Annotated in this window: 25 protein-coding genes; 16 read left to right on the top strand and 9 right to left on the bottom strand. The window is 63.8% G+C overall.

Annotation, left to right across the window (positions count from 1 at the left end):
• Positions 1-26: 26 nt before the first annotated feature.
• The 4 genes from NCS03_RS24650 to NCS03_RS24635 are packed head-to-tail and all read right to left on the bottom strand — an operon-like array spanning position 27 to position 3,725.
• Entirely contained in the window at positions 27-1,706 is a 1,680-nt protein-coding gene (locus tag NCS03_RS24650; protein WP_250529996.1) for an alpha/beta fold hydrolase, read from the bottom strand.
• Between the two features lie 25 nt (positions 1,707-1,731).
• Entirely contained in the window at positions 1,732-2,196 is a 465-nt protein-coding gene (locus NCS03_RS24645) for a MaoC family dehydratase (RefSeq protein ID WP_033536411.1), read from the bottom strand.
• Between the two features lie 10 nt (positions 2,197-2,206).
• A complete protein-coding gene (locus tag NCS03_RS24640) occupies positions 2,207-2,578 on the bottom strand; it encodes a BON domain-containing protein (protein ID WP_250529995.1) in 372 nt (123 codons plus the stop codon).
• A 19-nt stretch (positions 2,579-2,597) separates the two neighbouring features.
• On the bottom strand, positions 2,598-3,725 hold the full coding sequence (locus tag NCS03_RS24635; RefSeq protein WP_250437119.1) for a porin: 1,128 nt from the start codon (positions 3,723-3,725) through the stop codon (positions 2,598-2,600).
• A 257-nt stretch (positions 3,726-3,982) separates the two neighbouring features.
• Between NCS03_RS24635 and NCS03_RS24630 the strand changes: the two genes are divergently transcribed.
• The 4 genes from NCS03_RS24630 to NCS03_RS24615 all read left to right on the top strand — a co-directional run bounded on the left by NCS03_RS24630 (position 3,983) and on the right by NCS03_RS24615 (position 6,947).
• Entirely contained in the window at positions 3,983-5,038 is a 1,056-nt protein-coding gene (locus NCS03_RS24630; RefSeq protein ID WP_008347521.1) for a beta-keto acid cleavage family enzyme, read from the top strand.
• A gap of 71 nt (positions 5,039-5,109) precedes the next feature.
• Positions 5,110-6,456, top strand: a complete 1,347-nt coding sequence (locus NCS03_RS24625) for an MFS transporter (protein ID WP_008347520.1) — start codon at positions 5,110-5,112, stop codon at positions 6,454-6,456.
• 28 nt (positions 6,457-6,484) lie between these two features.
• Complete coding sequence (locus NCS03_RS24620; protein WP_250529994.1) at positions 6,485-6,664, top strand: hypothetical protein; 180 nt, start codon at positions 6,485-6,487, stop codon at positions 6,662-6,664.
• A 7-nt stretch (positions 6,665-6,671) separates the two neighbouring features.
• A complete protein-coding gene (locus tag NCS03_RS24615) occupies positions 6,672-6,947 on the top strand; it encodes a Rieske (2Fe-2S) protein (RefSeq protein ID WP_008347518.1) in 276 nt (91 codons plus the stop codon).
• Between the two features lie 11 nt (positions 6,948-6,958).
• Here NCS03_RS24615 and NCS03_RS24610 read toward each other — a convergent pair whose 3' ends face one another.
• Together NCS03_RS24610 and NCS03_RS24605 are read right to left on the bottom strand one after the other, a co-directional pair.
• Positions 6,959-7,690 (bottom strand): oxygen-binding di-iron domain-containing protein, encoded by a 732-nt coding sequence (locus NCS03_RS24610; RefSeq protein ID WP_175980510.1) that lies wholly within the window; start codon positions 7,688-7,690, stop codon positions 6,959-6,961.
• A gap of 140 nt (positions 7,691-7,830) precedes the next feature.
• A complete protein-coding gene (locus NCS03_RS24605; protein ID WP_175980495.1) occupies positions 7,831-8,037 on the bottom strand; it encodes a hypothetical protein in 207 nt (68 codons plus the stop codon).
• 85 nt (positions 8,038-8,122) lie between these two features.
• On the opposite strand from NCS03_RS24605, the gene NCS03_RS24600 reads away from it, so the two are divergent.
• The 3 genes from NCS03_RS24600 (at position 8,123) to NCS03_RS24590 (ending at position 11,658) form a co-directional block, all read left to right on the top strand.
• Positions 8,123-10,042, top strand: coding sequence for an FAD-binding monooxygenase (locus NCS03_RS24600; RefSeq protein WP_250529993.1), 1,920 nt, complete (start codon positions 8,123-8,125; stop codon positions 10,040-10,042).
• 10 nt (positions 10,043-10,052) lie between these two features.
• Complete coding sequence (locus NCS03_RS24595) at positions 10,053-10,493, top strand: MarR family winged helix-turn-helix transcriptional regulator (RefSeq protein ID WP_033536433.1); 441 nt, start codon at positions 10,053-10,055, stop codon at positions 10,491-10,493.
• Positions 10,494-10,650: 157 nt separating this feature from the next.
• Positions 10,651-11,658 carry an SGNH/GDSL hydrolase family protein gene (locus tag NCS03_RS24590; RefSeq protein ID WP_250529992.1) on the top strand — a complete coding sequence of 336 codons (1,008 nt, stop codon included), beginning with the start codon at positions 10,651-10,653 and terminating at the stop codon, positions 11,656-11,658.
• A 15-nt stretch (positions 11,659-11,673) separates the two neighbouring features.
• On the opposite strand, the gene NCS03_RS24585 is transcribed toward NCS03_RS24590, so the two are convergent.
• Complete coding sequence (locus tag NCS03_RS24585) at positions 11,674-12,237, bottom strand: sugar O-acetyltransferase (RefSeq protein WP_250529991.1); 564 nt, start codon at positions 12,235-12,237, stop codon at positions 11,674-11,676.
• Between the two features lie 203 nt (positions 12,238-12,440).
• On the opposite strand from NCS03_RS24585, the gene NCS03_RS24580 reads away from it, so the two are divergent.
• Positions 12,441-13,577 (top strand): branched-chain amino acid ABC transporter substrate-binding protein, encoded by a 1,137-nt coding sequence (locus tag NCS03_RS24580; RefSeq protein ID WP_008347507.1) that lies wholly within the window; start codon positions 12,441-12,443, stop codon positions 13,575-13,577.
• 32 nt (positions 13,578-13,609) lie between these two features.
• Here the strand turns inward: NCS03_RS24580 and NCS03_RS24575 are convergent, their stop codons facing one another.
• Positions 13,610-14,695, bottom strand: coding sequence for a tartrate dehydrogenase (locus NCS03_RS24575; RefSeq protein ID WP_250437106.1), 1,086 nt, complete (start codon positions 14,693-14,695; stop codon positions 13,610-13,612).
• A 108-nt stretch (positions 14,696-14,803) separates the two neighbouring features.
• Between NCS03_RS24575 and NCS03_RS24570 the strand changes: the two genes are divergently transcribed.
• Entirely contained in the window at positions 14,804-15,718 is a 915-nt protein-coding gene (locus NCS03_RS24570; RefSeq protein ID WP_008347503.1) for a LysR family transcriptional regulator, read from the top strand.
• Positions 15,719-15,725: 7 nt separating this feature from the next.
• Here NCS03_RS24570 and NCS03_RS24565 read toward each other — a convergent pair whose 3' ends face one another.
• On the bottom strand, positions 15,726-16,649 hold the full coding sequence (locus NCS03_RS24565) for a LysR family transcriptional regulator (protein ID WP_008347501.1): 924 nt from the start codon (positions 16,647-16,649) through the stop codon (positions 15,726-15,728).
• Between the two features lie 177 nt (positions 16,650-16,826).
• On the opposite strand from NCS03_RS24565, the gene NCS03_RS24560 reads away from it, so the two are divergent.
• The 7 genes from NCS03_RS24560 (at position 16,827) to NCS03_RS24530 (ending at position 25,246) form a co-directional block, all read left to right on the top strand.
• Complete coding sequence (locus NCS03_RS24560) at positions 16,827-18,128, top strand: MFS transporter (RefSeq protein ID WP_008347500.1); 1,302 nt, start codon at positions 16,827-16,829, stop codon at positions 18,126-18,128.
• A 48-nt stretch (positions 18,129-18,176) separates the two neighbouring features.
• Positions 18,177-19,076, top strand: coding sequence for a L(+)-tartrate dehydratase subunit alpha (gene ttdA, locus NCS03_RS24555; RefSeq protein ID WP_008347498.1), 900 nt, complete (start codon positions 18,177-18,179; stop codon positions 19,074-19,076).
• The gene (gene ttdB, locus NCS03_RS24550; protein ID WP_175980506.1) at positions 19,073-19,681 is read left to right on the top strand and encodes a L(+)-tartrate dehydratase subunit beta; all 609 of its coding nucleotides are present in this window, start codon (positions 19,073-19,075) and stop codon (positions 19,679-19,681) included. The genes ttdA and ttdB overlap by 4 nt, the downstream gene beginning before the upstream one ends.
• 124 nt (positions 19,682-19,805) lie before the next feature.
• A complete protein-coding gene (locus tag NCS03_RS24545; RefSeq protein ID WP_250529990.1) occupies positions 19,806-21,434 on the top strand; it encodes an FGGY-family carbohydrate kinase in 1,629 nt (542 codons plus the stop codon).
• A 106-nt stretch (positions 21,435-21,540) separates the two neighbouring features.
• Positions 21,541-23,925, top strand: a complete 2,385-nt coding sequence (locus NCS03_RS24540; protein ID WP_250529989.1) for a bifunctional salicylyl-CoA 5-hydroxylase/oxidoreductase — start codon at positions 21,541-21,543, stop codon at positions 23,923-23,925.
• Positions 23,926-23,927: 2 nt separating this feature from the next.
• Positions 23,928-24,689 carry an SDR family NAD(P)-dependent oxidoreductase gene (locus tag NCS03_RS24535; protein WP_250529988.1) on the top strand — a complete coding sequence of 254 codons (762 nt, stop codon included), beginning with the start codon at positions 23,928-23,930 and terminating at the stop codon, positions 24,687-24,689.
• Positions 24,686-25,246 (top strand): MarR family winged helix-turn-helix transcriptional regulator, encoded by a 561-nt coding sequence (locus tag NCS03_RS24530; RefSeq protein WP_250529987.1) that lies wholly within the window; start codon positions 24,686-24,688, stop codon positions 25,244-25,246. Before NCS03_RS24535 ends, NCS03_RS24530 begins: the two co-directional genes overlap by 4 nt.
• Positions 25,247-25,250: the final 4 nt, after the last annotated feature.

The following is a 25,250-nucleotide window of genomic DNA, read 5'->3' as shown; positions in this document are numbered from 1 at the left end:
TTTGTTTTCCGTTTGGACGCTTCGCTTCAGGCCTCGCTGACATACGTTCCGGGCGCGTCGGCCAGTCGCTTGTGACGCCGGTTGCCGAGGGCTCGCGGCGCGGGACGCAGTTCGCCCGAGCGTTGCGCAAGCCAGTCGCGCCAGTCGCTCCACCACGAATCCGCTTCGGGGCGCGCGCCGGCGAACCATGCATCGGCGTCTTCGGGCAATGCGTCGTTACGGAAGAACTTCGCCTTCGGATTGCCCGGCGGATTGATGAGGCTTTGGATATGCCCGCTCGAACTCAGCACATAGCGCGTCTTGCCGCCGAACGCGCGCGCCGTGTTGTAGACGCCCTTCCACGGCGTGATGTGATCGGTCATGCCGGCCATCACATACGTGTCGCACTCGACCTTCGACAGATCGACCGGCGTGCCGAGCACCGTCAGCTTGCCCGGCTCGCTGAGCAGGCTGCGCGTGAAGATGTCGAGCAACTGGCCGTGCAGCTTCGCGGGCAGGCGCGTCGTGTCGTTGTTCCAGTAGAGGATGTCGAAGGCCGGCGGCGCCTCGCCCATCAGATAGTTGTTGACCCAGAAGCTCCAGACGAGATCGTTCGGCCGCATCCATGCGAACACGCGGCCCATTTCCTCGCCGGGCAGCACGCCCTTCGCGCGGCTGTTGCGCTTGGCGACTTCGATGGCTTCGGGCGTCGTAAAGAGACCGAGTTGCGAATCGGCGCTGCTGTCGAGCACGGCGACCATCAGCGTGGCCGCGTGGACCGTCTTGTCGCCGCGCGCCGCCAGATGGCCGAGCAGCGCGGAGATCGTCATCGCGCCGGAGCACGCGCCGTGCAGGTTCACATCCGCGTGACCGGTGATGTCGCGCACCGCGTCGATCGCTTCGATGAGCGCGGCGACATACGTGTCCATGTCCCAGTCGCGCTGCGCCTCGGTCGGATTGCGCCAGCTCACGGCGAACACCTGGAACTCGCTCTGCACCAGATATTCGACGATGCTCTTCCCCGCCGACAGATCGAAGATATAGAACTTGTTGATCTGCGGCGGCACGATGAGCTGCGGACGCGCGCGGACGTTCGGCGTCGCCGGCGCATAGTGGATGAGTTCGAGCACTTCGTTGCGGAAGACGACCGCGCCCGGCGTCGTCGCGAGATTCCCGCCGACGCGAAACGCGCGCTTGTCGACCTGCGAAGGCATGCCCTTGTTGTTGAGCGTATCGGTGAGCATGTTGCGCATGCCGGCGACGACGCTCGCACCGCGCGTGTCGACGAGCTTGCGCAGCGCCGCCGGATTGCCCGCGAGCGTGTTGGTCGGCGCGAGCGCATCGGTCAGGAGCGACATCACGAACTGCGCGCGCTCCTTGCTGGCATCGTCGAGCGCGGACCGATCGATGAATCCGGCGAGCGCATCGCGCCATGCCAGATACCCCGTCAGCGTCGTGCGATACAGCGGCTGTTCGCGCCATGCCGGATCGGCGAATCGCTTGTCGCCTTGCTGCGGCGAAGGCGCGTGAGCGCCGTTGACCGCCGAGCTCAGATCGCGCACGAGCGCCGCGGTCTGTCCCATCAGCAACGCGGGATGCAGCATCGCCTGAGCGCCGATCTGTCCCGCAGCCGCAAACATGTCGACCGCGCGCAATCCGACGAACGGGTTGGGTCCGAGCATGCCGTCGGCGGCGCTGGCCGTGAGGCCTTCGTTCTCGTTGATCATTTGAAATTCCTTCCACGCGCCGCCGTTACGCGACGAGCATTGCGAGCGTTTGTGCGATCAGCGCCGGCTTCGTCTCGCCTTCGATCTGCAATTCACTGTCCGTCTTCACGAGGATGCGTCCGCCGTCCTTGCGCTCCACCGCACTGAGCACGACGCGGCATCGCACGCGCTTGCCCGATCGCACCGGCGTCATGAAGCGCACCTTGTCGAGTCCGTAATTCAGCGCGGCGGATGCATCGGGCGGAATGAGGCCGACTTCGATCGCGAGCGTCGCCAGGAGCGACAGCGTCAGATAGCCGTGCGCGATCGTTCCGCCGAACGGGCTCTCGCGTTTCGCGCGTTCCTCGTTGACGTGAATCCACTGCATGTCGCCCGTGCATTGCGCGAATGCCTCGATGCGCGCCTGATCGACGATGACCCAGTCCGACACGCCCAATTCCTGGCCGACGAATTCGTCGATCGTCGCCATGCTGTATTCCATCGTTCTCATGCAATCTCCGTTATTGCGCGAAATTGCGCCGGACGGTCAGCTTGTTCGTGACAGACGTCACGCCCGGGACGCCTTTTGCCAGCGTTGCAGCCTTCTCGATCTGCGCCGCGTCGGCCGCGGTGCCCGTCAGCGTCACCGCGCCGTCTTTCGCGCTCACGCCGATATCGCCCGCATCGATGCTCTTGTCCTTCGCGAACGCCGCGTACACGAGCTTGCGCAGCGCGCGATTCTCCTTGCGCGTCGCGACAGGTGCGCTCGCGGCCGAGGCCATCGAAGGCGCGTTCGCCGCCGCGATCGACTGGCTCGATTCGAGGCCGGCGCTCATCGACGCCATCACGATCGCTGCGCCGCCCACCGCATTGCGTGACATGATTTTCTTCATGGTTGCTCCGTTTATCGTCTTAGAAGTTGTGCCGCAGGCCGATCATCGCCGCGGTGGTCGACTCGCCCGGAGCCACGGGTTGCCCGTAGACGATCGTCTGGTTCATCGTGCCGTGATTGTCGACATAGCCGACTTGCGCATAAGCGAGCGTGCGCTTCGACAGGCTGTACTCCGCGCCGAGCGCGAATTCGCTCGAATGATTCGTCGAGTTGTTGTTGTCCTTCAGGTAATAGAAGCCCGAAGTCATCTTCAACACCGGCGAGAAGCGATAGCCGAGGCCCGCCGAATAGAGGTCGTAGTCCGCGCGGCCCGCGTTCGCCGGATTCTTGCCGTGGCTGTACGAGCCGGACACCGAAATGTCGCTGAACGTGTACATCGCGCCGAAGTAGACGAGCCGGTTGTTGTTGAGGCCGGTCGCCGCGACGCCGGGCAGCGGGTTCGCATCGTGTCCGTTGTAGTAGACCGCCGCGAGGTTCAGGCCGAAGTTCGAATACTTGACCACGGCGGACTCGCGCGTGCCGCCCTGGAATTCGCCCGGTACGCCGCCCGGCGCGTATTCGAGCGCGAGCGACGCGCCATAGAATTTCGGCGATTCGTAGACGAGCGCGTTGCTGTCGTACAGCGCGCCGATCGGACCGTTCGTGCTGGTGCCCGGCCAGCCGGCGGCCTGATTCATGCCGAGCCACGCGGTGAGAATGCTGCCGAAGTACTGCGCGCCGCGCACGTCGGTATCGAACATTGCGTAGACCATCGGCACGATCTGGCGGCCCGCGTTGAACGTGCCGAACGGGCCGGAAATGCCGAGCGTCGCGAACTGGTTGAACTGCGCGGGCACGCCGGGTGTATCGGACAGACCGAAGCGGCCGCTGCCCGAATCGAAGGTGCCCTGCAGCCTGAAGTTGACGCGATATCCGCCGCCGAGATCTTCGTAGCCTTTAAGGCCCCAGTAGCTGGCGTAGATGCCGCCGTCCTTGTAGCGATACACCTTGCCCAGATTGGGCGCGTTCGGCGCGAACGACGCGGCCGACGTGCTCTGATAAAGCAAGCCTGCATCGACGACGCCGTAAAGCGTCACCGAACCTTGTGCCGCCGCAGCGCCTGAGCACGCGAGCAACGCGGCGAAGCATGGAATTCTTCCGAGTTTCATAAGGTCTCCGTATCTTGTTGCTTCCGGACGTCGTGATCGAAAAGGCAGCCGCGTAATCGGCCGCTTCACGGCGCGTGAAGTCATGTTGCAAGAATACGGAAAGCGCGCGGTCAAAACCCCTCTCGCGGCGGGAGGGGCAACGGCTGCAGATCGCGCCCTCAATATCGCGCCCTCCCCTCCCGACGCGAGAGGGTTGCACGAGACATCTCTCCACTACGATGGGTTCAGGTCAACGAATCCAATTCACAGGAGCGAACATGCAATTCCTCGACGATTCCCTGCACCCCGAAAACCAGGACAAGGTCGTAATCACCGTTGCGCCTTACGGTCCCGAGTGGATGCCGGAAGATTTCCCTGAAGATATCCCCGTGACGATGGAAGAGCAGGTGCAGAAAGCCGTCGACTGCTACAACGCGGGCGCGACGGTTCTCCATCTGCATGTGCGGGAACTCGACGGCAAGGGCAGCAAGCGCCTCTCGAAGTTCAACGAGCTGATCGCCGGCGTGCGCGCGGCGGTGCCGGACATGATCATCCAGGTCGGCGGTTCGATCTCGTTCGCGCCGGAAGACGACGGTCAGGCGGCCAAGTGGCTCTCCGACGATACGCGTCACATGCTCGCCGAACTCGATCCGAAGCCCGATCAGGTGACCGTCGCGATCAACACGACGCAGATGAACATCATGGAGCTGCTGTATCCGGAGTATCTGGCGGGCACTTCGCTCTCCAACCCGGCGTTCATGGCCGCCTACGCGGAAATGACGGTTCCCGCCGGCCCCGCATGGGTCGAGGAGCATCTGCGCCGTCTGCAGGCGTCCGGCATCCAGCCGCATTTCCAGTTGACCGGCATCCACGCGCTGGAGACGCTCGAACGCCTCGTGCGCAAGGGCGTGTACAAGGGGCCGCTGAATCTGACGTGGATCGGCATCGGCGGCGGCTTCGACGGTCCGAATCCGTTCAACTTCTTCAACTTCGTGCATCGCGCGCCGGACGGCTGCACGCTCACGGCGGAGTCGCTGCTGAAGAACGTGCTGCCGTTCAACATGATGGCGATGTCGATGGGCCTGCATCCGCGCTGCGGCATCGAGGATACGATCATCGATCAGCACGGCAACCGTTTCACGTCGGTGCAGCAGATCGAGCAGTGCGTGCGCGTGGCGCGCGAACTGGGACGCGAGATCGCGAGCGGCAAGGAAGCGCGCGAGATCTATCGCATCGGCGTGCAATACGAAACCATCGACGAAACGCTCGCCGCCAACGGTATGGCGCCGAACCGCAAGGCCGGCCAGGTCAATCTGCCGCTGCGCGCGGCCTGACATCAACACTCCACGGCGATGGCGGGATGCTCACGCGTCCTGCCGGAAGCCGGACATCGGAGGAGACAATCTTGGATATTCATTGCATCGAGCCGGCGAAGTGTGACGACAACACCGCCACGGCCAAATCACGCAAATACGCGTGGATCGTTTTCGCGCTGACCTTCGGTCTGCTTTTATCGGACTACATGTCCCGGCAAGTGCTGAACGCGGTGTTTCCGCTGCTCAAGCAGGCATGGGGCCTTTCCGACACGCAGTTGGGCTCGTTGAGCGGCGTCGTCGCGCTGATGGTCGGCCTACTCACCTTTCCGCTTTCCGTGCTCGCCGACCGCTGGGGCCGCGTGCGCAGCCTCGTTCTGATGGCGACGCTCTGGAGTCTCGCGACGCTCGGCTGTGCGATCGCGACCAACTACGGCGAAATGCTCGTGGCGCGCGCCTGCGTCGGTCTCGGCGAGGCGGCTTACGGCAGCGTCGGCATCGCGCTGATTCTCAGCATTTTCCCCGCGCACTTGCGCTCCACGCTCACCGGCGCGTTCATGGCCGGCGGTGCGTTCGGCTCGGTGCTCGGCATGGCGCTCGGCGGCTTCGTCGCCATGCACTTCGGATGGCGTGCCTCGTTCGCGGCGATGGCGATCTTCGGCATCGTGCTTGTGATCGTCTATCGTCTGACGGTTTCCGACAAGCGCATCGCCGCGCGATATGGCGACGCGCAACCCGCCACGCGACAGGCGGACGGCATCCGCACGAGTCTGCGCGCGCTGCTGGCCGGACTCTTCTCGACGGTTTCCGTCGTCTGCGCGTACGTCGGCAGCGGCTTGCAGCTTTTCATCATGGGCGCGGTGATCGCGTGGATGCCGAGCTTCCTCAACCGCTACTACGCGATGCCCGCCGACAAGGCCGCGGCAGGCGCCGCCGTCTTCGTGCTGCTCGGCGGCATCGGCATGGTCGCGTGCGGTGTCGTCACGGACAAGATTTGCCGCAACGCGCCGTCGCGCAAGTGGATCACGGCGCTGGCCTATTGCCTGATCTCGATCGTGCTGCTGTCCATCGGCTTCCGCGTTGCGCCAGGCGCATTGCAGCTCGTGCTGCTCGGCGCGGGCATTCTGGTCGTCGCGGGTACGTCGGGGCCGGCGGGCGCGATGGTGGCCAACCTCACGCCATCGACGATCCACGCCTCCGCATTCGCGACGCTCACGCTCGCCAACAACCTGCTCGGCCTCGCGCCCGGCCCGCTCGTGACGGGCGCGATCGCCGACCGCATCGGTCTGTTGGGCGCGTTACAGGTGATTCCGCTCGTCGGCGTGGCGGCAATGGTCGCATTCGCGCTCGGCAGAGCGAGATATGCACGCGATCTCGACAAGATCGACGCGCTGCGCGGACGTGCATCAGAGCAGCAAGCAACCGAAATCAGCCGATAAATTCACGCCACTTCAAGGAGAAACCGCAATGACCGATCGCCAGCACACGGCTTCGTCGACCGAAACCGCCGACACCGTCGAACAATCGAAACCGGAGGTCCCGTCGACCTCGACGTCCACGCGGACATGGGCGTGGGGAGCGTCATACGGCCCCTACGACTGGATGGACGCGCACACGCCGTGCGATGACCTGAGTCCGTGGCATTGAATCCGCGATGACACACAAACTATCGATCGCGCCGGAGAACGTGCCGCAGACCGGCGCGCGCACGCTCACGTTCGTCGATGGACGCAGCGTCGTGCTCTTCAATATCGAAGGCGTCGTTCACGCGATCGACAATTCATGTCCGCACAACGGCGCTTCGCTCGCGAACGGCCGGCTCGACGGACATATCCTTCAATGCCCCGCGCACGGCCTGCGTTTCGATGTCGTGACGGGCTGTGTCGTCGGGGCGAAAGGAATGTGTCTGACGAAACTCGTTATCGAATGACGTCGGACGTTTCATTGCTTCACGCTCTGCGCCAATGCGCGCAGCAATGCAGCGCCGTCACCGCTCCACGCGCTGCCGTGCATGCAGGCGAGCGTGGTCGGAGCGAGTTGCGCGAGGCGCTCGAACATCGCGTCCGCGTTACGCGTGTGAGAGAAGTAATCCATGCTGCGCCGGAACGCTTCGCTCGGGCCCAGAATATCCCCGGTGGTCAACGCGGGCAGCGTCGCGCCGCCTTGCGTGAACAGATCGCCGCATAACAGCGTGCGCGTGCTGTCTTCCATCATGAAGCCGCACTCCCAGGCGTGCGGCAGATGCGGCGTGTCGATCCATCGCACGCGATGACGTCCGAGCGGGATCGATTCTCCGTCGCCGAGCGCGACGGGCGCGCGATCGGCGAGATCGGTGATCGACACCATCGCCGCAACCGTGCCGCACAGCGGCGTGGCATCGGGCGACGCCGCAAGCCACTCGTTGAGCGAACCGCACTCGTCCGCTTCGACGTGCGAGAACGCGATGTGCCGCAAGCGCGCCGGATCGATCACGCTCGCGAGCGCTTCCCGCACGAGCGGGAACATCTTGCGCGGACCGGTATGAAAGAGCAGCGGATCGTCATCGACGATCAGATACTGGTTGAAGGAAAAACCGCCCGCATCGCCGGGCAGCGTCACGGGCGTGTTGATGCGATACACGCCAGCGGCGATTTCCTCGACGTTCGTGCCGGACTGCGAGTTCGTGATGACCATGGATGCCTCCTTGGTTGATCGTTTCCCGCCGCACGCGATTCCTGCGAACCGGTCGCGTTTTCGGATGACGGCGTCATCTCATACTTCGCCCGCGGACGCAGCAGGAAAGTCTGCGTGCGCTGCTCCATCACATGCGCGGCTCAGCCGCCCGTGCGGCTGACGATCCAGATCGCCGTCGCCGATCCGAGCGAATCAGATGTACGAGCCGATCGCCCGCCGCCACGCAACTGAATATATCCGCATTCGTCGATGCCGCCACGCGCGCAGAACGCACGCTGCGGCCCGAGCCAGCCGACGCAACCCGCCATGCTTTGCTGCACGAGACGCGCCGATCTAGGGGTAAACATCCAGTTCGTCGGAATCGCTTTGATATAGTTGGTGTACGGAGTATATTTCAGGCCATCGAGACATCCAGTCAAAGAGGGAGACACCATGCAATTTCATCTCGACGGTTTCCGCGTCGGCGATCCGACGATCGAACCTGCCGCCAGCGACGCGCCTCGCGTCGACATGCCCGAAACGGTCGATGTCCTGATCGTCGGCAGCGGGCCTGCGGGACTCGTGCTGGCCGCGCAACTCTCGCAGTTTCCGACGATCGATACGCGCATCGTCGAGCGCCGTTCCGGACCGCTCTTGATGGGCCAGGCGGACGGCGTCGCGTGCCGCACCGTCGAGATGTTCAATGCGTTCGGCCTGAGCGATCGCCTGCAGCGCGAGGCGTACTGGGTCAACGAAACGGCTTTCTGGCGGCCCGATGCCGAAGATCGCGGCGCGATCAGGCGTACCGGCCGCGTTCAGGATACCGAAACAGGTTTGTCGGAGTTTCCGCACGTCATCGTCAATCAGGCGCGCGTGCAGGACTATCTGCTGGGTGTGATGCGGCGTTCCGCCTTGCGTCTCGAACCGGACTACGATCTCGAAGTCGTCGATGTCGAGCGCGACGGCGACGGCGACGGCGACGGCGATCATCCGGTGAAAGTCACGCTGCGGCGCACCGATGCGGCGCGGCTCGACGAGACCGTCACCGTGCGCGCGCGTTATGTCGTGGGTTGCGATGGCGCGCGCAGCCGCGTGCGGACGGCCATCGGGCAAACGCTGCGTGGCGATGCGGCCAATCACGCGTGGGGCGTGATGGATGCGCTCGCTGTCACGGACTTCCCCGACATTCGTCTGAAGGTCGCGATTCAATCCGCGAGCGAAGGCAATCTGCTCATCATTCCGCGCGAAGGCGGGTATCTGGTGCGCTTTTACGTCGATCTGGGCGAGGTCACGGCGGACAATCGCGACACCATCAAGCAGATCAAGGTCGATCGCATCATTCAGACCGCGCAACGTATCCTTCATCCCTATTCGCTCGACGTGAAGGAGGTCGCGTGGTTCTCCGTGTACGAGGTCGGGCAGCGTCTGACGGACCGTTTCGACGATGCCATCGCCGCCGATGGCACGAGTCGCGAGCCGCGCGTGTTCATCGCGGGCGATGCCTGCCACACGCATAGCGCGAAGGCCGGCCAGGGCATGAACGTCTCGATGCAGGACGGCTTCAATCTCGGCTGGAAACTCGGCGCGGTGCTGCGCGGACTCGGCGACGCCGACCTGCTGCGCACCTATTCCGACGAACGTCAGCCGATCGCGCAGGAGCTCATCGATTTCGACAAGGAATGGTCGGCCATGATGGCCGCACCGCCCAAAGACCCAAACCGGCCCGAAGCGGGCGGCGTCGATCCCGCCGAGCTTCAGGCGTACTTCGTGCGCGCGGGCCGCTACACGGCGGGCGTCGCGACGCGCTACCGTCCGGCCATGCTGACGGGCGAGCCGACGCATCAGGCGCTCGCGAGCGGCTTCGCGATCGGCACGCGCTTTCACTCGTCGCCCGTGATTCGTCTGGCCGATGCCAAGCCGATGCATCTCGGACACGTCGCGCGCGCCGATGGCCGCTGGCGTCTGTATGCGTTTGCTGATGCGAACGGCCGCGCGCTGCATGCGCTGTGCGAACATCTTTGCGCTTCGCCCGATTCCGTTCTGCGGCGCGTGACGCCGGAAGGCGCCGATCCGGACAGCGTTCTCGATCTGCGCGCGGTGTTGCAGCGGGATCATCGGGACGTCGCGTTGAATGAACTGCCGGGCATTCTCCTGCCGCGCAAGGGGCGCTATGGTCTGGTCGACTACGAGAAAGCATTTACCAACGATGCGGCGACTGATATTTTCCACGAGCGCGGCATCGATCGCGAACGGGGCGCGATCGTCGTGGTCCGTCCGGATCAATACGTCGCGCATGTCCTGCCCCTGGACGCGTACGCGGAACTGAACGCCTTTTTCGATCCGATCTTTCCGCGTGCTTCAACCCGCTCATGAACTGATCAAATTGCCGAATAAAGAAGATGACCGCGCGCTGTCGCGATACACGGGCAGCCTCGTGCGTCGCGCGCAGCAGCGCCATGTCGCGGTTTGGCTCGCCGAGGTTTCCGCCGAGATTACGAGCGTGCAGTACGCGGCGCTCGAGGTCCTGCACGAAACGCCAGGCGTCAATCAGCGCCAGCTCGGCGATGAACTCGATGTGGACCGTTCGACGATCGCCGATCTCGTCGCGCGCATGGTTCGCAACGGTCTCATCGAACGCTCGGACGATCCCGTCGACAAGCGCAGTTACGTGCTCTTCCTGACGCCGGCCGGAAAGAAGCAACTGGCGGCGCTGCGTCCGCGCGTCGAGGAAGTCGAGCGCATTCTCACCGCGCGGCTGACGAAAAAGGAATGTCTGGAGTTACGGCGGCTGCTTGCGGCGTTGCTGCCCGATCGCGAAGTTTGAGTAAGCAGTTAGTCGCAACGCGACATGCGGATGCGCGCGCCGGACAGGTTCCAGGCCGACAACGTCTTGGCGATTTCCGTCGGGCCGGCATGTCCCCGGTTTCATGACAGTACCCTCGCAGGCAATGACAACGACGTCCAGTCGACTTGGGGGAGACATGAACCGGATTCAGGCACTCGTGGCGGCATTGGCCGCCACTTCGTTGCTGGCGGCTTGCGGCGGCGGCGGCGACAGTTCTTCGGGCGTTCAAAGCACGTCCACCGCGACCGCGCCTACGCCGGCTTCAGAGCCTGCTCCGGCTGCCACGCCCGCGGGTTCGTCGCCGAATATCGTTGCCATCGGCGATAGCCTGACGCAGGGAGTCGGATCGGATATCGGCGGATACCCGGCAATTTTGTCCGGCATACTAAATAATCGGACCTTTGCGAATCTCGGCATCGGCGGGCAGACATCGACGCAGATCGCGGCGCGCGTCGGAGCATTGCCATCGACGGTCACGGTCGATGGCGACGCCGTGCCGGCGGGCAACACGGCGGTCCATCTTTCGAGCGTGTCGATCGACATGCTCTCGACACCCGCCGATGACGTCGCTCGGAGCAAGCCGGGCACGCTCTGCTCGGTGCATGGCGCGCTCCAGCGCACAGCGGACGGCGGGCCGCCATCGACGACCGAAACCTATACGTTCGTGCGGGACAGCGCCGGATCGGCAGTGCCTTGCGCCGCCGGATCGGCATTCCTCGGCGATTCGGAAGGCTATGACACATGGACCGCGATCATCTGGGTCGGCCGCAACAATGGCTATGACGCACAGACCGTCCTCGCGGACGTGAAGTCCATCGTACAGTGGCTCAAGCCCGCGGGCGCGCACTTCGCGGTGCTTTCGATCATCAAGGGCGATTTCACCGGCGAGTATGCGGGCGGAGAAGTCGCGAAATATCTCGACGATCTCAACGCGTCCCTGAAGGCGGCGTATCCCGACAATTTCATCGACGTCGAGTCTGCGCTCGTCAATGCCTACAATCCGAGCCTTCCTCAGGACGTCATCGATCACAGCCACGACATTCCGCCGTCTTCACTGCGCTCCGACGCGATCCATCTCAACGACGCCGGCTATACCATCGTCGCCGGACAGGTGAAGGCGCTGCTCGCATCGAAGAACTGGTAACGGCGATCGGGACTTCTAGTCGCGGACAGCAGGACGAACACGCGCCGGATTCCCGACCGCCGTGGCGCCGGCGGGCACATCGCGCGTCACGATGCTGCCTGCGCCGATCAAAGCGTCATCGCCGATCGTCACGCCCGGCAGGATGATCGCGCCCGCGCCGATCCACACATTGCGGCCGATCCGCACGGGACGCCCCAGTTCGAGGCCCGTCGCGCGCACGGCAGGATCGCGCGGATGATCGGCGGTCAGAATCTGCACGCCCGTCGCGATCTGCGTCATGTCGCCGATCTCCACGGCGACGACATCGAGAATCGTGCAGTTGTAGTTCAAGAACACGCCCGCGCCGAGCGTGATGTTGTAGCCGTAGTCGCAATGAAACGGCGGCCGGACCATCGAGTCCGGACCGATGGCGGCGAACCGTTCCGCGAGCAACCCGTACCGCTGTGCGAGCGGCATGTCCATCGCGCCATTGAAGCGCGCCATCCATGCGCGCGCCGCTGCCTGATCGGCCTGAATTTCTGCGTCGTTGGCCGTGTACAGTTCGCCAGCCAGCATCTTTTCTTTCTCTGTCCGATTCATCTGCAAATCCTCGACTCATGATGGGCGCGCCGCAGAACAATCGTTCGCTCGCGGAGAAATCAGTATTTTCCCCCGAATACGAACCGCCGGAATTCGACAGAAAATAAGTCCCGAAACGATACGACAAGCCGAATGACGGCCTTCGCCCGCGTTAAGCGAACGCCCGAACCGCGTATGACCTTCACTTGATGGAGTGCCCTGTCATGAAAACGTTCGTTTCCCTCTTCGCGGCGTCCGCGCTCTGCCTGGCTCCGCTCATTGCAAGCGCGCAGCAGACCGTCAAGATCGGCCTGTCCGCGCCGCTCACCGGCATCAGCGCCGCGAACGGCAAGGATCTGGAAAACGGCGTGCGGCTCGCGATCGAAGAAGCCAACGCCCAGCACATCAGCATCGACGGACAGCCGGTCCAGTTCGAGCTCGCATCCGTCGACGATCAGGGCGATCCGCGCATCGGCGTTCAGGTGGCGCAGAAGCTCGTCGACGATGGCGTCGTTGCGGTCGTCGGCTATTACAACTCCGGCGTCGCGCTGCCTTCCGCGCCCATCTTCGGGAAGGCCGGCATTCCGCTGCTCGATCCCGCGGCGACGAATCCCGCGATTACGCGTCAGGGCTTGAACAACGTGTTCCGCATCATCGCCACCGACACGCAGAATTCCGGCAACGCCGGCACGTATGCCGTGAAGGTCACGAAGGCGAAGCGGATCGCGGTCATGGACGACCGGACCGCCTTCGGGCAAGGCGCGGTCGAAGAGTTCAGGAAGGCGGTGCAGGCGGCGGGCGGCCAGGTCGTGTCGGAGGAATACACCAACGACAAGGCCGTCGAATTCAATGCGCAACTGACGAACATCAAGGCCGCCAACGCCGATCTTCTGTACTTCGGCGGACTCGATGGTCAGGCCGGGCTGATCGTCAAGCGGATGAAGCAGCTCGGCATCCGCGCGCAGTTCGTCGGCAGCGGCGGGATTGCCGACAGCGTGTTCATCAGTTCAGCGGGAAACGCGGCTGAAGGCGCGATGGCCTGGGAATACGGCCGGCCCGTCGATTCATTGCCCGAAGGCCGCGCGTTCGCCGCGAAATTCAAGAAGCGCTTCGGCGCGGAGACGCTGACCTACGCGCCGTTCGCGTATGACTGCGCGTGGCTCGCCATCACCGCGATGAAGAAAGCAAATTCCGTGAAGCCCGCCGCGATCATCGAGACGCTGCGCACGATCCAGTACAACGGCATCACCGGAAATATCTCGTTCGACAAGTTCGGCGATCTGAACAACCCGACATCGACGCTGTATCAGGTCAAGTCGATGAAATGGCAGCCCGTGACGACCATCGGCGCGGAGAAATAGACGCGCTCGCGGAACGTCATCGGGCAACCGATTCAGGCCGCGTTAGCCGCCTGCTTGTCGACCAGCGCGCAGACGGCGGCCGTCACTTGCGCCGTCGTCGCGGTGCCGCCGAGATCGCCGGTGTGCAGCGACTTGTCGGATGTCACGGCTTCGATCGCCTGCATGACGCGTTTGGCCGCGTCGAACTCGCCGAGATGTTCGAGCAGCATCACGACCGACCAGAACGTGCCGACGGGATTCGCCAGGCCCTTGCCCATGATGTCGAACGCGGAGCCGTGAATCGGTTCGAACATCGACGGATAGCGGCGCTCCGGATCGATGTTGCCCGTCGGCGCGATGCCGAGACTGCCCGCGAGCGCGGCGGCGAGATCGCTGAGAATGTCGGCATGAAGATTGGTGGCGACGATCGTATCGAGCGTCTGCGGACGATTGACCATGCGCGCGGTGGCGGCGTCGACGAGTTCCTTGTCCCATTTGACATCGGGGAATTCGGCGGCGACTTCGTTCGCGATCTCGTCCCACATGACCATTGCGTGACGTTGCGCGTTGCTCTTCGTGATGACGGTCAGCAGCTTGCGCGGACGCGACTGCGCGAGGCGGAACGCGAACCGCAGAATGCGCTCGACGCCCGCGCGCGTCATGATCGACACATCGGTCGCGGCTTCGATCGGATGACCTTGATGCACGCGCCCGCCCACGCCGGAATATTCGCCTTCCGAGTTTTCGCGCACGATCACCCAGTTCAGGTCTTCGGGCTTGCAGCGCTTCAGCGGCGCGTCGATGCCCGGCAGGATGCGCGTCGGACGCACGTTCGCGTACTGGTCGAATCCCTGGCAAATCTTGAGACGCAGGCCCCACAGCGTGATGTGATCGGGCACGTCCGGATCGCCCGCCGAGCCGAAGAGAATGGCGTCCTTGTCCCGGATCGCATCGAGTCCGTTCGCGGGCATCATCACGCCATGCTGACGGTAATAGTCCGCGCCCCAGTCGAAATTCTCGAATTCGAAAGCGAATGCCTGCGTGGACTTGGCGAGCGCTTCGAGCACTTGCTGGCCCGCCGGAACCACTTCCTTGCCGATGCCGTCGCCGGGAATCGTTGCGATGCGATAGGTCTTCATGTCTCCGTCCTTCGATGTTGTCGGGTATGGGCGAACTTTAACCGCATTCCGGCTCCAAAACCGGTGCTAGACTCAAAGCATCTTTAACCTGAAGTTACGAATGAACCGATGCCCGATGCCGTCCAGCCCGCCGATCTGAGCTTCTTCTCCACGCTGTCGGCGGCAGGCAGTCTGAGCGCGGCCGCGCGCGAGCTCGGCCTCACGGCGGCGGCCGTCAGCAAGCGTCTTTCGCAGATGGAAGCGCGCGCCGGCGTGGCGCTCGTCAATCGCACGACGCGGCGGATGATGCTCACGCCGGAAGGCGAGCTGTATCTGGAACACGCGCGCCGGATTCTCGACGAGATCGACGAACTCTCCGAACTGCTCGGCGCCGCCAAGCAAAGCCCGAAAGGTCTGCTGCGCGTGAACGCGACGCTCGGTTTCGGGCGCAGTCACGTCGCGCCGCTGATTTCGCGTTTCAGCAGGATGTATCCGCAAGTGTCGGTGCAGTTGCAGTTGTCGGTCACGCCGCCGCCGCTCACCGACGACAAGTTCGACGTCTGCATCCGGTTCGGCGAACCGCCCGATACGCGCGTGATCGCGCGGCGTCTCGCGGGAAACCGGCGGCTGTTGTGCGCCGCGCCGTCGTATATCGAGGCGCATGGCATGCCGCTCGTCCCGCACGATCTGACGCGGCATAACTGCATCGGCATTCGTCAGGGCGACGAAGCCTACGGCGTGTGGCGGCTCACGTCCGGACGCGGCGCGTCGCGCAAGACGGAAGCGGTGCGGATCGACGGCACGCTCACGACGAACGACGGCGAAATAGCCGTGAAGTGGGCGCTCGAAGGCCACGGCATCCTGATGCGCGCCGAATGGGACCTGAAGCCGTATCTGGCCGATGGTTCGCTCGTGCGCGTGCTGCCCGACCACGAAACGCCCAACGCCGATATCTTCGCGGTCTACTCGCAGCGGCATCAGATGTCGAACCGCATTCGCACGTTCGTCGACTTCATCGCGCAGGAGCTGAAGGGCGACGCGTGAAGCGCCGCTACCACGGCGAGCCGGCGGGCGACGGACCATCGGCGTGCTGGCCGAGATAGTGACGCAGATGATCGACGAAAACCGCGACCTTCGGCGACAGATTCAGCCGTTCGGGATAGACCGCGTAGATATCGGCGGGCGGCGTGTCGTATTCGCTCAACACCTGAACCAGCCTTCCGCTGCGCAGATACTTCGCGACGTCCCATTCCGCGCGCATGAGAATGCCGCGCCCTTCCAGCGCCCAGTTCAGCGCCACTTCGCCGTCGTTGGTGCTGAGCTTGCCGTGCACTTTCACGGTCTCCGTGCGCCCGCTGCGCGTCAGACGCCAGTTGCCATAGGCGGCCTCGTTCTGACGCAGCACGATGCATTGATGCGAAGTCAGATCATGCGGATGCGCCGGCTCCCCGGCCACACGCAAATATCCCGGCGACGACACCAGAAGCCGCCGATTCGACGCGATCTTCTTCGCGATCAGCCGTGAATCCGGCATCTCGCCGAAGCGCACGGACACGTCGATGCTCTCGTCCGGCAGGCTGATCGGCCGATCGGTCAGATGCAGTTGCACTTCGACATCGGGAAACGCCTCGCTGAATTCCGAGATCGCCGGACCGATATACGACCGCCCGAATCCCAACGGCGCATTGACGCGCAACAGTCCTTTCGGCGCGGCCCGGCTGCTGGAGACCGTCCGCTCCATGTCGTCGATGTCGCTCAATATTCGCTGGGCGTTCGCGAAATACACCTCGCCTTCGCTCGTCAGGCTGATGCGCCGCGTCGTGCGGTTGAGCAGGCGCACGCCGAGCCGGTCTTCGAGCGAAGAGAGCCGCCGCGAGACCGCCGGCGGCGTCAGATTCAGCTCTCGCGCGGTCGCGGCCAGACTGCCTTGCTTCACCAGCAGGCAGAAGAATCCCAGTTCCGAGTCGGTGCCCATTCGTGATTTTTTTGCAATGATGAATTAAGTTTAAGTCGATTCATACGCGATTCCAACGGTTTTAACCTAGACGCCAGCTCACGTAAAGGGCGACCGCTTCGAACCGACGTTCGAAGACGGCATCAAAACCGCACCAGACGGTTTCGAACCCTATCAATCGGAATCAGGAGACGTTCCATGGAAATGGACATCGAGAAGCGCACTCTGCGCAAGGTCAGCTGGCGCATCGTGCCGTTCATCATGCTGCTGTACTTCATCGCGTATATCGACCGGGTGAATATCGGCTTCGCGGCGCTCACGATGAAGACCGACCTCGGCTTCACCGCGTCGATTCTCGGCTTCGGCGCGGGCATCTTCTTCTGGGGCTATTTCCTGTTCGAAGTGCCGTCGAACATCGTGCTGCACAAGGTCGGCGCGCGCATCTGGATTGCGCGGGTCATGGTGACGTGGGCGATCATCTCGGCGGCGATGGCGTTCGTCACCGGGCCGACGAGCTTCTACATCATCCGCTTCCTGCTGGGCGCGGCCGAAGCGGGCTTCTTCCCCGGCATCATCCTGTATCTCAGCTACTGGTTTCCCGCGCGGCATCGCGCTGGCGTCGTCGCGTTCTTCATGGCCGCCGCGCCGCTTTCCACCGCGCTCGGCTCGCCGCTGTCCGCCGCGCTGCTCGAAATGGACGGCGTAATGGGACTGCACGGATGGCAATGGCTCTTCATCCTCGAAGCCGTGCCGGCGCTCATTCTCGGCGTGGTCGTCTTCTTCTACATGACCGACAAGCCCGAGAAGGCCAAATGGCTGAAGGACGACGAGCGCAACTGGCTGGTCGATGTCATGAACGCCGAAACCGCCAGCCGCGCGACCACGGCGAAGCACGGCATCATCAGCGGCCTTGCGAATCCCCGCGTAATCGCGCTGTCGCTGATTTACTTCGGCACGTCGGCGGGGCTGTACACGCTCGGCATCTGGGCGCCGCAGATCATCAAGCAACTGGGCGTGTCGTCGATGACCGTCGGCCTGCTCAACGCGATTCCGCCGATCGTGTCCGTCATCGCGATGGTGCTGTGGTCGCGCCATTCGGATCGCACCGGCGAGCGAACCTGGCACGTCGTGCTGGCGTGCGTCGCGGCGGCGGTCGGCCTGATCGTGGCGGCGATGGCCAATAGCGTCGTCGGTCTGATCGCCTCGCTGACGCTGGTGAACATCGGCATCAGTTGCGCGAAGCCGCCGCTCTGGACCATGCCGACGATGTTTCTCTCCGGCGCGGCGGCCGCCACCGGCATCGCGACGATCAACTCGATCGGCAATCTGGGCGGCTTCGCCGGTCCGGTCGTCATCGGCTGGCTCAAGGAATCGACGGGCAGCTATGCGGGCGGCCTCTATTTCGTCGCCGGTCTTCTCGTGATGTCCGCCGTGCTGACCTTGCTTCTCGCCCGCTCGCAGAAGCCTTCGGTATCGACCAGCAACGCCGCCGCACACTGAAAAAGCACGCGCGCGTCCCCCAACTCAACACGTCGTAGAGGAATCAAGATGGAAAAGGAAGCGGCCATTCAGTCCGTCACGGACACCATGGCGAAGTTCACCGCCTATATCGGCAAGCGCCTGCCGAAGGATGTCAAGGCGAAGCTCGCGGAATTGCGCACGATGGAAACCAATCCGCTCGCCAAGTCGATTTACGATTCGATGGACAGCAACCAGGACGCCGCCGACAAGCTGAACCGTCCGAGCTGTCAGGACACGGGTGTGATCCAGTATTTCGTCGAGGCGGGCGCGAATTTTCCGCTGCTCGGCGAGCTCGAGGAAATCCTTCAGGAAGCCACCGCCGGCGCGACGAAGCTCGGGCCTTTGCGTCACAACGCCGTCGAAACGTTCGACGAGAAGAACACGGGCACGAACACCGGCACGCAGATTCCGTGGCTCGACTGGCGCATCGTGCCGGAGAAGGACAGCTGCACGATCGACGTCTACATGGCGGGCGGCGGCTGCACGCTTCCCGGCGCGGCGAAGGTTCTGATGCCGGGGCAAGGCTATGAAGGCGTCGCCGAATTCGTGATGGACGTCATCACCGAGCGCGGCGTGAATGCGTGCCCGCCGCTGCTCGTCGGCGTCGGCGTATCGACTTCGGTCGAGACTGCCGCGCGACTGTCGAAGCTGGCGATCCTTCGTCCGGTCGATTCGAAGAGCGCGAATCCGCGCGCCGCGCTGATGGAAGAGTTGCTCGAACAAGGGCTCAACGAAGTCGGCATCGGCCCTCAGGGGCTCACCGGAAACAATAGCGTGATGGGCGTCAACATCGAATCGTCGGCGCGGCATCCGTCGACCATCGGCGTGGCCATCAACACCGGATGCTGGGCGCATCGCCGCGGCAAGATCCGCATCAACGCAGACATGTCCTACGAAGTGCTCTCGCATGAAGGAGTCGTACTGTGAAGAAGGTTCTGACAACCCCCATCAAAAGCGAAGACCTCGAGGATCTGAAGGTCGGCGACGTCGTCTATCTGACGGGGCGCCTGGTGACGTGCCGCGATGTCGCGCATCGTCGATTGATCGAGCAAGGGCGCGAGCTGCCCGTCGATCTCAACGGCGGCGCGATCTTTCATGCGGGCCCGATCGTGCGCAAGAAGGACGACGGCGCGTTCGAGATGGTGTCCATCGGACCGACGACGAGCATGCGCATGGAGAAATTCGAGCGCGAGTTCATCGAGCAGACCGGCGTGAAGCTGATCGTCGGCAAAGGCGGCATGGGACCGGAAACGGCCGCGGGCTGCATGGAGCACAAGGCGGTTCATGCGATCTTCCCGGGCGGATGCGCGGTGCTCGCGGCGACGCTCGTCGAGGAAATCGAAGGCGCCGAATGGCAGGATCTCGGCATGCCCGAAACCTTGTGGATCAACCGCGTGAAGGAGTTCGGCCCGCTGATCATCTCGATCGATACCAAGGGCAACAATCTCATCCAGGAAAACAAGGCGGTCTTCAACGAGAGAAAGAAGCCGATCCTCGAAAAGATCAGCAAGGAACTCAGCTTCATCAAGTAGCGGCTTTAGACGAGCGCCTCGCGTTGCCGTCTTCGGAATTCGGGGTTCGGGCATACTACTCGGCGGCAGGTTTGCCGAACAGCGTCGATCTGCGACGCCCCTATCCCGAACCACGGACAGAGAGATGAACGCAAGCAACCGCAGCGCCGGCGAACGCTACGTCGTTGGCGTCGACGTCGGCACCGGCAGCGCACGCGCCGGAATTTTCGATACCGCCGGCAACATGGCCGCATCGGCGAAAAAGGACATCACGCTGTTTCACGAAAGCGGCGGCATCGTCGAGCAATCGAGCGGGGAAATCTGGAGCGCCGTCTGCCACGCCGTAAAAGCGGCGCTCGCGCAGGCGGCAATCGCGCCGGAGTCCGTCGCGGGCATCAGCTTCGATGCGACCTGCTCGCTCGTCGTGCTCGGCGATGGCGGCAAACCGCTGCCCGTGGGACCGTCGGAGCAGGCGGAACGCGACATCGTCGTCTGGATGGATCATCGCGCGATCGGGCAGGCGGAGCGCATCAACGCGACCGGCCACGCGGTGCTGAAATACGTCGGCGGCAGGATCTCACCGGAAATGGAGACGCCGAAGCTGTTGTGGCTTCTGGAAAACCGTCCGCGCGTCTTCGACGCCGCATGGCAATTCTTCGATCTCACCGACTTCCTGACATGGCGCGCGACCGGCGATACGTCGCGGTCGGTCTGCACCGTGACCTGCAAGTGGACCTATCTCGCGCATGAACGGCGCTGGGACGAGAGCTATTTCCGGACCATCGGTCTCGGCGCGCTGGCGGACGAGGGCTTCGCGCGCATCGGCCAGCAGGTGGTCGAACCGGGCACGCGGCTCGGCAACGGGCTGACCGAACGCGCCGCCGCGGAACTCGGGCTGATCGCGGGCACACCGGTCGGCGCGGGCGTGATCGATGCCCATGCGGGCGGCATCGGCACCGTGGGCGCACAGGGCGATCCGGAGTCGTGCCTCGCCTATGTGTTCGGCACGTCGTCATGCACGATGACGACGACCGCCGAGCCGGTCTTCGTGCCCGGCGTCTGGGGCCCGTACTTCTCGGCGATGGTGCCGCAGGCGTGGCTCAACGAAGGCGGTCAATCGGTCGCCGGCGCGGCGATCGAGCGCCTGCTCGCGATGCATCCCGCCGCCGCCGAAGCCACGCTTCGCGCGAAAGAGCGCGGCGAATCGCTGCCGGGCATGCTCGCCGGCTTGGCGGCCCAGGGCTCCGGCAGCCTGTCGGACGCGGTGAAGCTCGCAGATGGCCTGCACGTCGTCCCGGAGTTTCTCGGCAACCGCGCGCCCTTCGCCGATCCGCACGCGCGCGCGGTCATCGCCGGTCTCGGCATGGAAGCCGGCCTCGACAATCTGGTCGCGCTGTATGTCGCCGGCGTGTGCAGCATCGCTTATGGTCTGCGGCAGGTCATCGAAGCGCAGGCGGACGCCGGCGCGCCGATCGAGCGCGTGATGATCAGCGGCGGCGCGGGCCGGCTCGATCTCGTCCGGCAGCTGCTCGCCGATGCGACCGGCAAGCCGGTGCTGGCCACGCAGGTCGATGAGCCGGTGCTGCTCGGCGCCGCGATGCTCGGCGCGGTGGCGGGCGGCCTGTTCGGCGACGTTCGATCGGCGATGAGCGGCATGGCGCGCGTCGAAAAAACCTACGCGCCGGCAACGGGCGATCTCGCGCGCCTTCACGACGCGCGATATCGGGCATTCATCCGCTTGCAGCGTTGCGCACGGGAAATCCGCGAAGACTAGCGGGGAAAAGTACGGACGCGCGGTGCGCTCCGTCGTCTTTTTACTTGACATCTAAATTATCCAAACCTAAATTATCACGAGGAAAGACACGAGTCGGAGAGCAAGCATGCGTATCGTCTGCATCGGCGGAGGTCCGGCGGGCCTGTATTTCGCGCTTTTGATGAAGCGCCGCCATCCCGCTTACGAAATCACCGTCGTCGAACGCAACCGTCCTTACGACACGTTCGGCTGGGGCGTCGTGTTCTCCGACCAGACGCTCGGCAACCTGCGCGCGGCGGACCCGCCAAGCGCCGATGCCATTCTCGACGCCTTCAATCACTGGGACGACATCGACGTCCACATCGGCGGGCGCACCGTGCGCTCGTCGGGTCACGGCTTCTGCGGCATCGGCCGCAAACGTCTGCTGAATATCCTGCAAGCGCGTTGCGAAGACCTCGGCGTGAAGCTCGTCTTCGAAACGCAAGTCACGAACGACGAGGACTACGACGCCGACCTCATCATCGCGAGCGACGGATTGAACAGCGCGATTCGGCAGAAATACGCGTCGACGTATCAGCCCGATATCGACATGCGCGATTGCCGCTTCGTGTGGCTCGGCACGCACAAGTGCTTCGGCGCATTCACGTTCGCGTTCGAAAAAACGGAATGGGGCTGGTTTCAGGCGCATGCTTATCGCTTCGATGAAGACACGTCGACGTTCATCGTCGAGGCACCCGAACGCGTATGGCGTGCGGCCGGCCTCGCCGACATGAGCAAGGAAGACGGCATCGCGTTCTGCGAAAAGCTTTTTGCGAAGCATCTCGACGGCCACGCGCTGATCTCGAACGCCACGCACTTGCGCGGATCGGCGCAATGGATCCGCTTTCCGCGCGTCGTCAATCGCGAATGGGTGCATTGGCGCGAATCCGCGAATGGCAAACGGACGCCCGTCGTGTTGATGGGCGATGCCGCGCATACCGCGCATTTTTCGATCGGATCGGGGACGAAGCTCGCACTCGAAGATGCGATCGAACTCGCGAACAGCATCGACACTGCGTTCGCGATGAAGAACGGCGATCTCGACGGCGCGCTCGCGCATTACACGCAAGTACGCAGCGTCGATGTATTGCGCATTCAGAATGCCGCGCGCAATTCGACGGAGTGGTTCGAGCATGTGGATCGATACGCGTCGTTCGAGCCCGAGCAGTTTGCATACTCGTTGCTCACGCGCTCGCAGCGCATTTCGCATGAAAACCTGCGCGAGCGCGATGCAGGATATCTCGCCTCATTCGAAGACTGGCTCGCCGCGCGTGCGGGCATCGAGCGCAACGCGCGGCAACGATCCGTTCCGCCGATGTTCACGCCGTTCACATTGCGCGGCGTCACGCTGAAGAATCGCGTGGTCGTTTCGCCGATGGCGCAGTATTCCGCCGTCGATGGCATCGCGGGCGACTATCACCTGATGCATCTCGGCGCGCGCGCGATGGGCGGCGCCGCGCTCGTGATGACCGAGATGACCTGCGTGTCGCCCGAAGCGCGCATCACGCCGGGATGTCCGGGCATGTATGCGCCGGAGCATCTCGCGGCGTGGAAGCGCATCGTCGATTTCGTGCATGCGCAATCGGATGCGAAGATCGGCATGCAGTTCGGCCATGCGGGCGCGAAGGCATCGACGCGCGTGAGCTGGGAAGGCATCGATCAGCCGCTTCCCGATGGCAACTGGCCGCTGGTTTCCGCATCGCCACAACAGTATCTGCAAGGCGTGAGCCAATGGTCGCGCGAGGCATCGCACGACGAATTGCGCGAGATCGAAACGCAGTTCGTGCGCGCCACGGAAATGGCCGCGCTTGCAGGCTTCGACTGGCTCGAACTGCACTGCGCGCATGGCTACTTTCTGTCGAGCTTTCTCTCGCCGCTGACGAATCATCGCACTGACGAATACGGCGGCTCGCTCGAAAATCGCCTGCGTTATCCGCTCGAAGTATTCAAGGCGATGCGCGCTGTGTGGCCGCAAGACAAGCCGATGTCCGTTCGCATTTCCGCGCACGATTGGGTCGATGGCGGGACGACGCCCGACGACGCCGTCGAGATCGCGCGCGCATTCAAGGCCGCCGGCGCGGACATGATCGACGTCTCTTCAGGGCAAGTCAGCAAGCAGGAGAAGCCTGTGTTCGGGCGCATGTTCCAGACGCCGTTCGCGGATCGCATACGCAATGAAGCGGGTATCGCGACCATCGCGGTCGGCGCGATCTCGGAAGCGGATCACGTGAACAGCATCATCGCCGCGGGACGTGCGGACTTGTGCGCGGTGGCGCGCCCGCATCTCGCGAATCCATCGTGGACATTGAACGAGGCCGCGAAGATCGGCTACTTCGATATCGCGTGGCCGAAGCAATACGCGGCCGCCAAATCGCAACTGGAACGCAATCTCGAACGCGAGCGCGCACTGGCCGCCGACAATGCGCGCCTCACGCCGCAAGAACGCGCGCAACGCGCTGAAGGAACGGTCTGATCATGACGACTCTCGCCGACAAACACGCGGTCGTGACAGGCGGTGGCAGCGGCATCGGCGCATCGTGCGCAGAGGCGCTCGCGCATGCCGGCGCACGCATCACGCTGATGGGCCGCGATCTCGCGCGCCTCGAAGCGCAACGCGACGCGATGCGCGATTACGCCGACGTCGCGTGCATACGCGTCGATGTGACGAATGAAGCCGCCGTCGCCGAAGCCTTCTTGCGCGCCGGTCCGGCCGATATCCTCGTGAACAACGCAGGCCACGCGCAAGCCGCGCCTTTCACGCAAACCGATGCGGCACTGTGGCAACGCATGATCGACGTCAATCTCACCGGCGTGTTCTTCTGCACGCGCGCCGTGTTGCCGTCGATGCTGGAGCGTGGCTTTGGCCGCATCGTGAATGTCGCGAGCACGGCGGGACAGATCGGTTATGCGTATGTCGCGGCGTATTGCGCAGCGAAGCATGGCGTCATCGGTCTCACGCGCGCGCTCGCTCTCGAAGTCGCGACGAAGGGCATAACCGTCAACGCGGTATGCCCCGGTTATACCGAAACCAAGCTGCTGCGCGCATCGCTGGATCAGATCATGTCGAAGACCGCGCGCAGCGAACAGCACGCACGCGATGCGCTCGTGCGCAACAACCCGCAACGCCGTTTCGTGCAGCCGGAAGAAGTCGCCAACGCCGTGCTATGGCTGTGCGCGCCCGGTTCCGATGCGATGAACGGCCAGTCGATATCCGTATCAGGTGGAGAAGTAACGTGAGCAACATCGCAGGCAACAAGAAGACGAACGCCGCAACCGAGCAGAAAGCGCCGCGCAAGGGCGTGGAGAAGCCGGCGGACAACGTCGTCGATGTCGAGATGAGCACCGGCGCCGACAGCCACATGGGACTGCGCTTATGGCTGCGCATGCTGACCACGACGAACCTCGTGCAAGCCGAACTGCGCAAGCGCCTGCGCACCGAGTTCGATACGACCTTGCCGCGCTTCGACCTGATGGCGCAACTCGAACGTCATCCCGAGGGCCTGAAGATGACCGAGCTATCGCGCCGCATGATGGTCACCGGCGGCAATGTGACGGGCATCACGGATCAGCTCGAAAAAGAAGGACTGGTATCGCGTTATGCCGATCCGAACGATCGCCGTTCGACGAGCGTGCGTCTCACGCCGCAAGGCCGCGCCGCGTTCGACAAGATGGCGACCGCGCATGAGCAATGGGTCGTCGAAATGTTCGGCGGTCTCGAACTGAACGAAAAATCGCAGACGCATCAGCGGCTCGGCAAGCTGAAGCAGCATCTGCTGAAGACGCTGAAGGACTAAGGAG

The sequence above is a fragment of the Caballeronia sp. ATUFL_F1_KS4A genome, assembly GCF_023630905.1.
In the GTDB taxonomy this organism is placed as follows: domain Bacteria; phylum Pseudomonadota; class Gammaproteobacteria; order Burkholderiales; family Burkholderiaceae; genus Caballeronia; species Caballeronia zhejiangensis.
The sequence above is the reverse complement of the archived record's forward strand: the minus strand, read 5'-3'. Positions and strand labels throughout refer to the sequence as shown.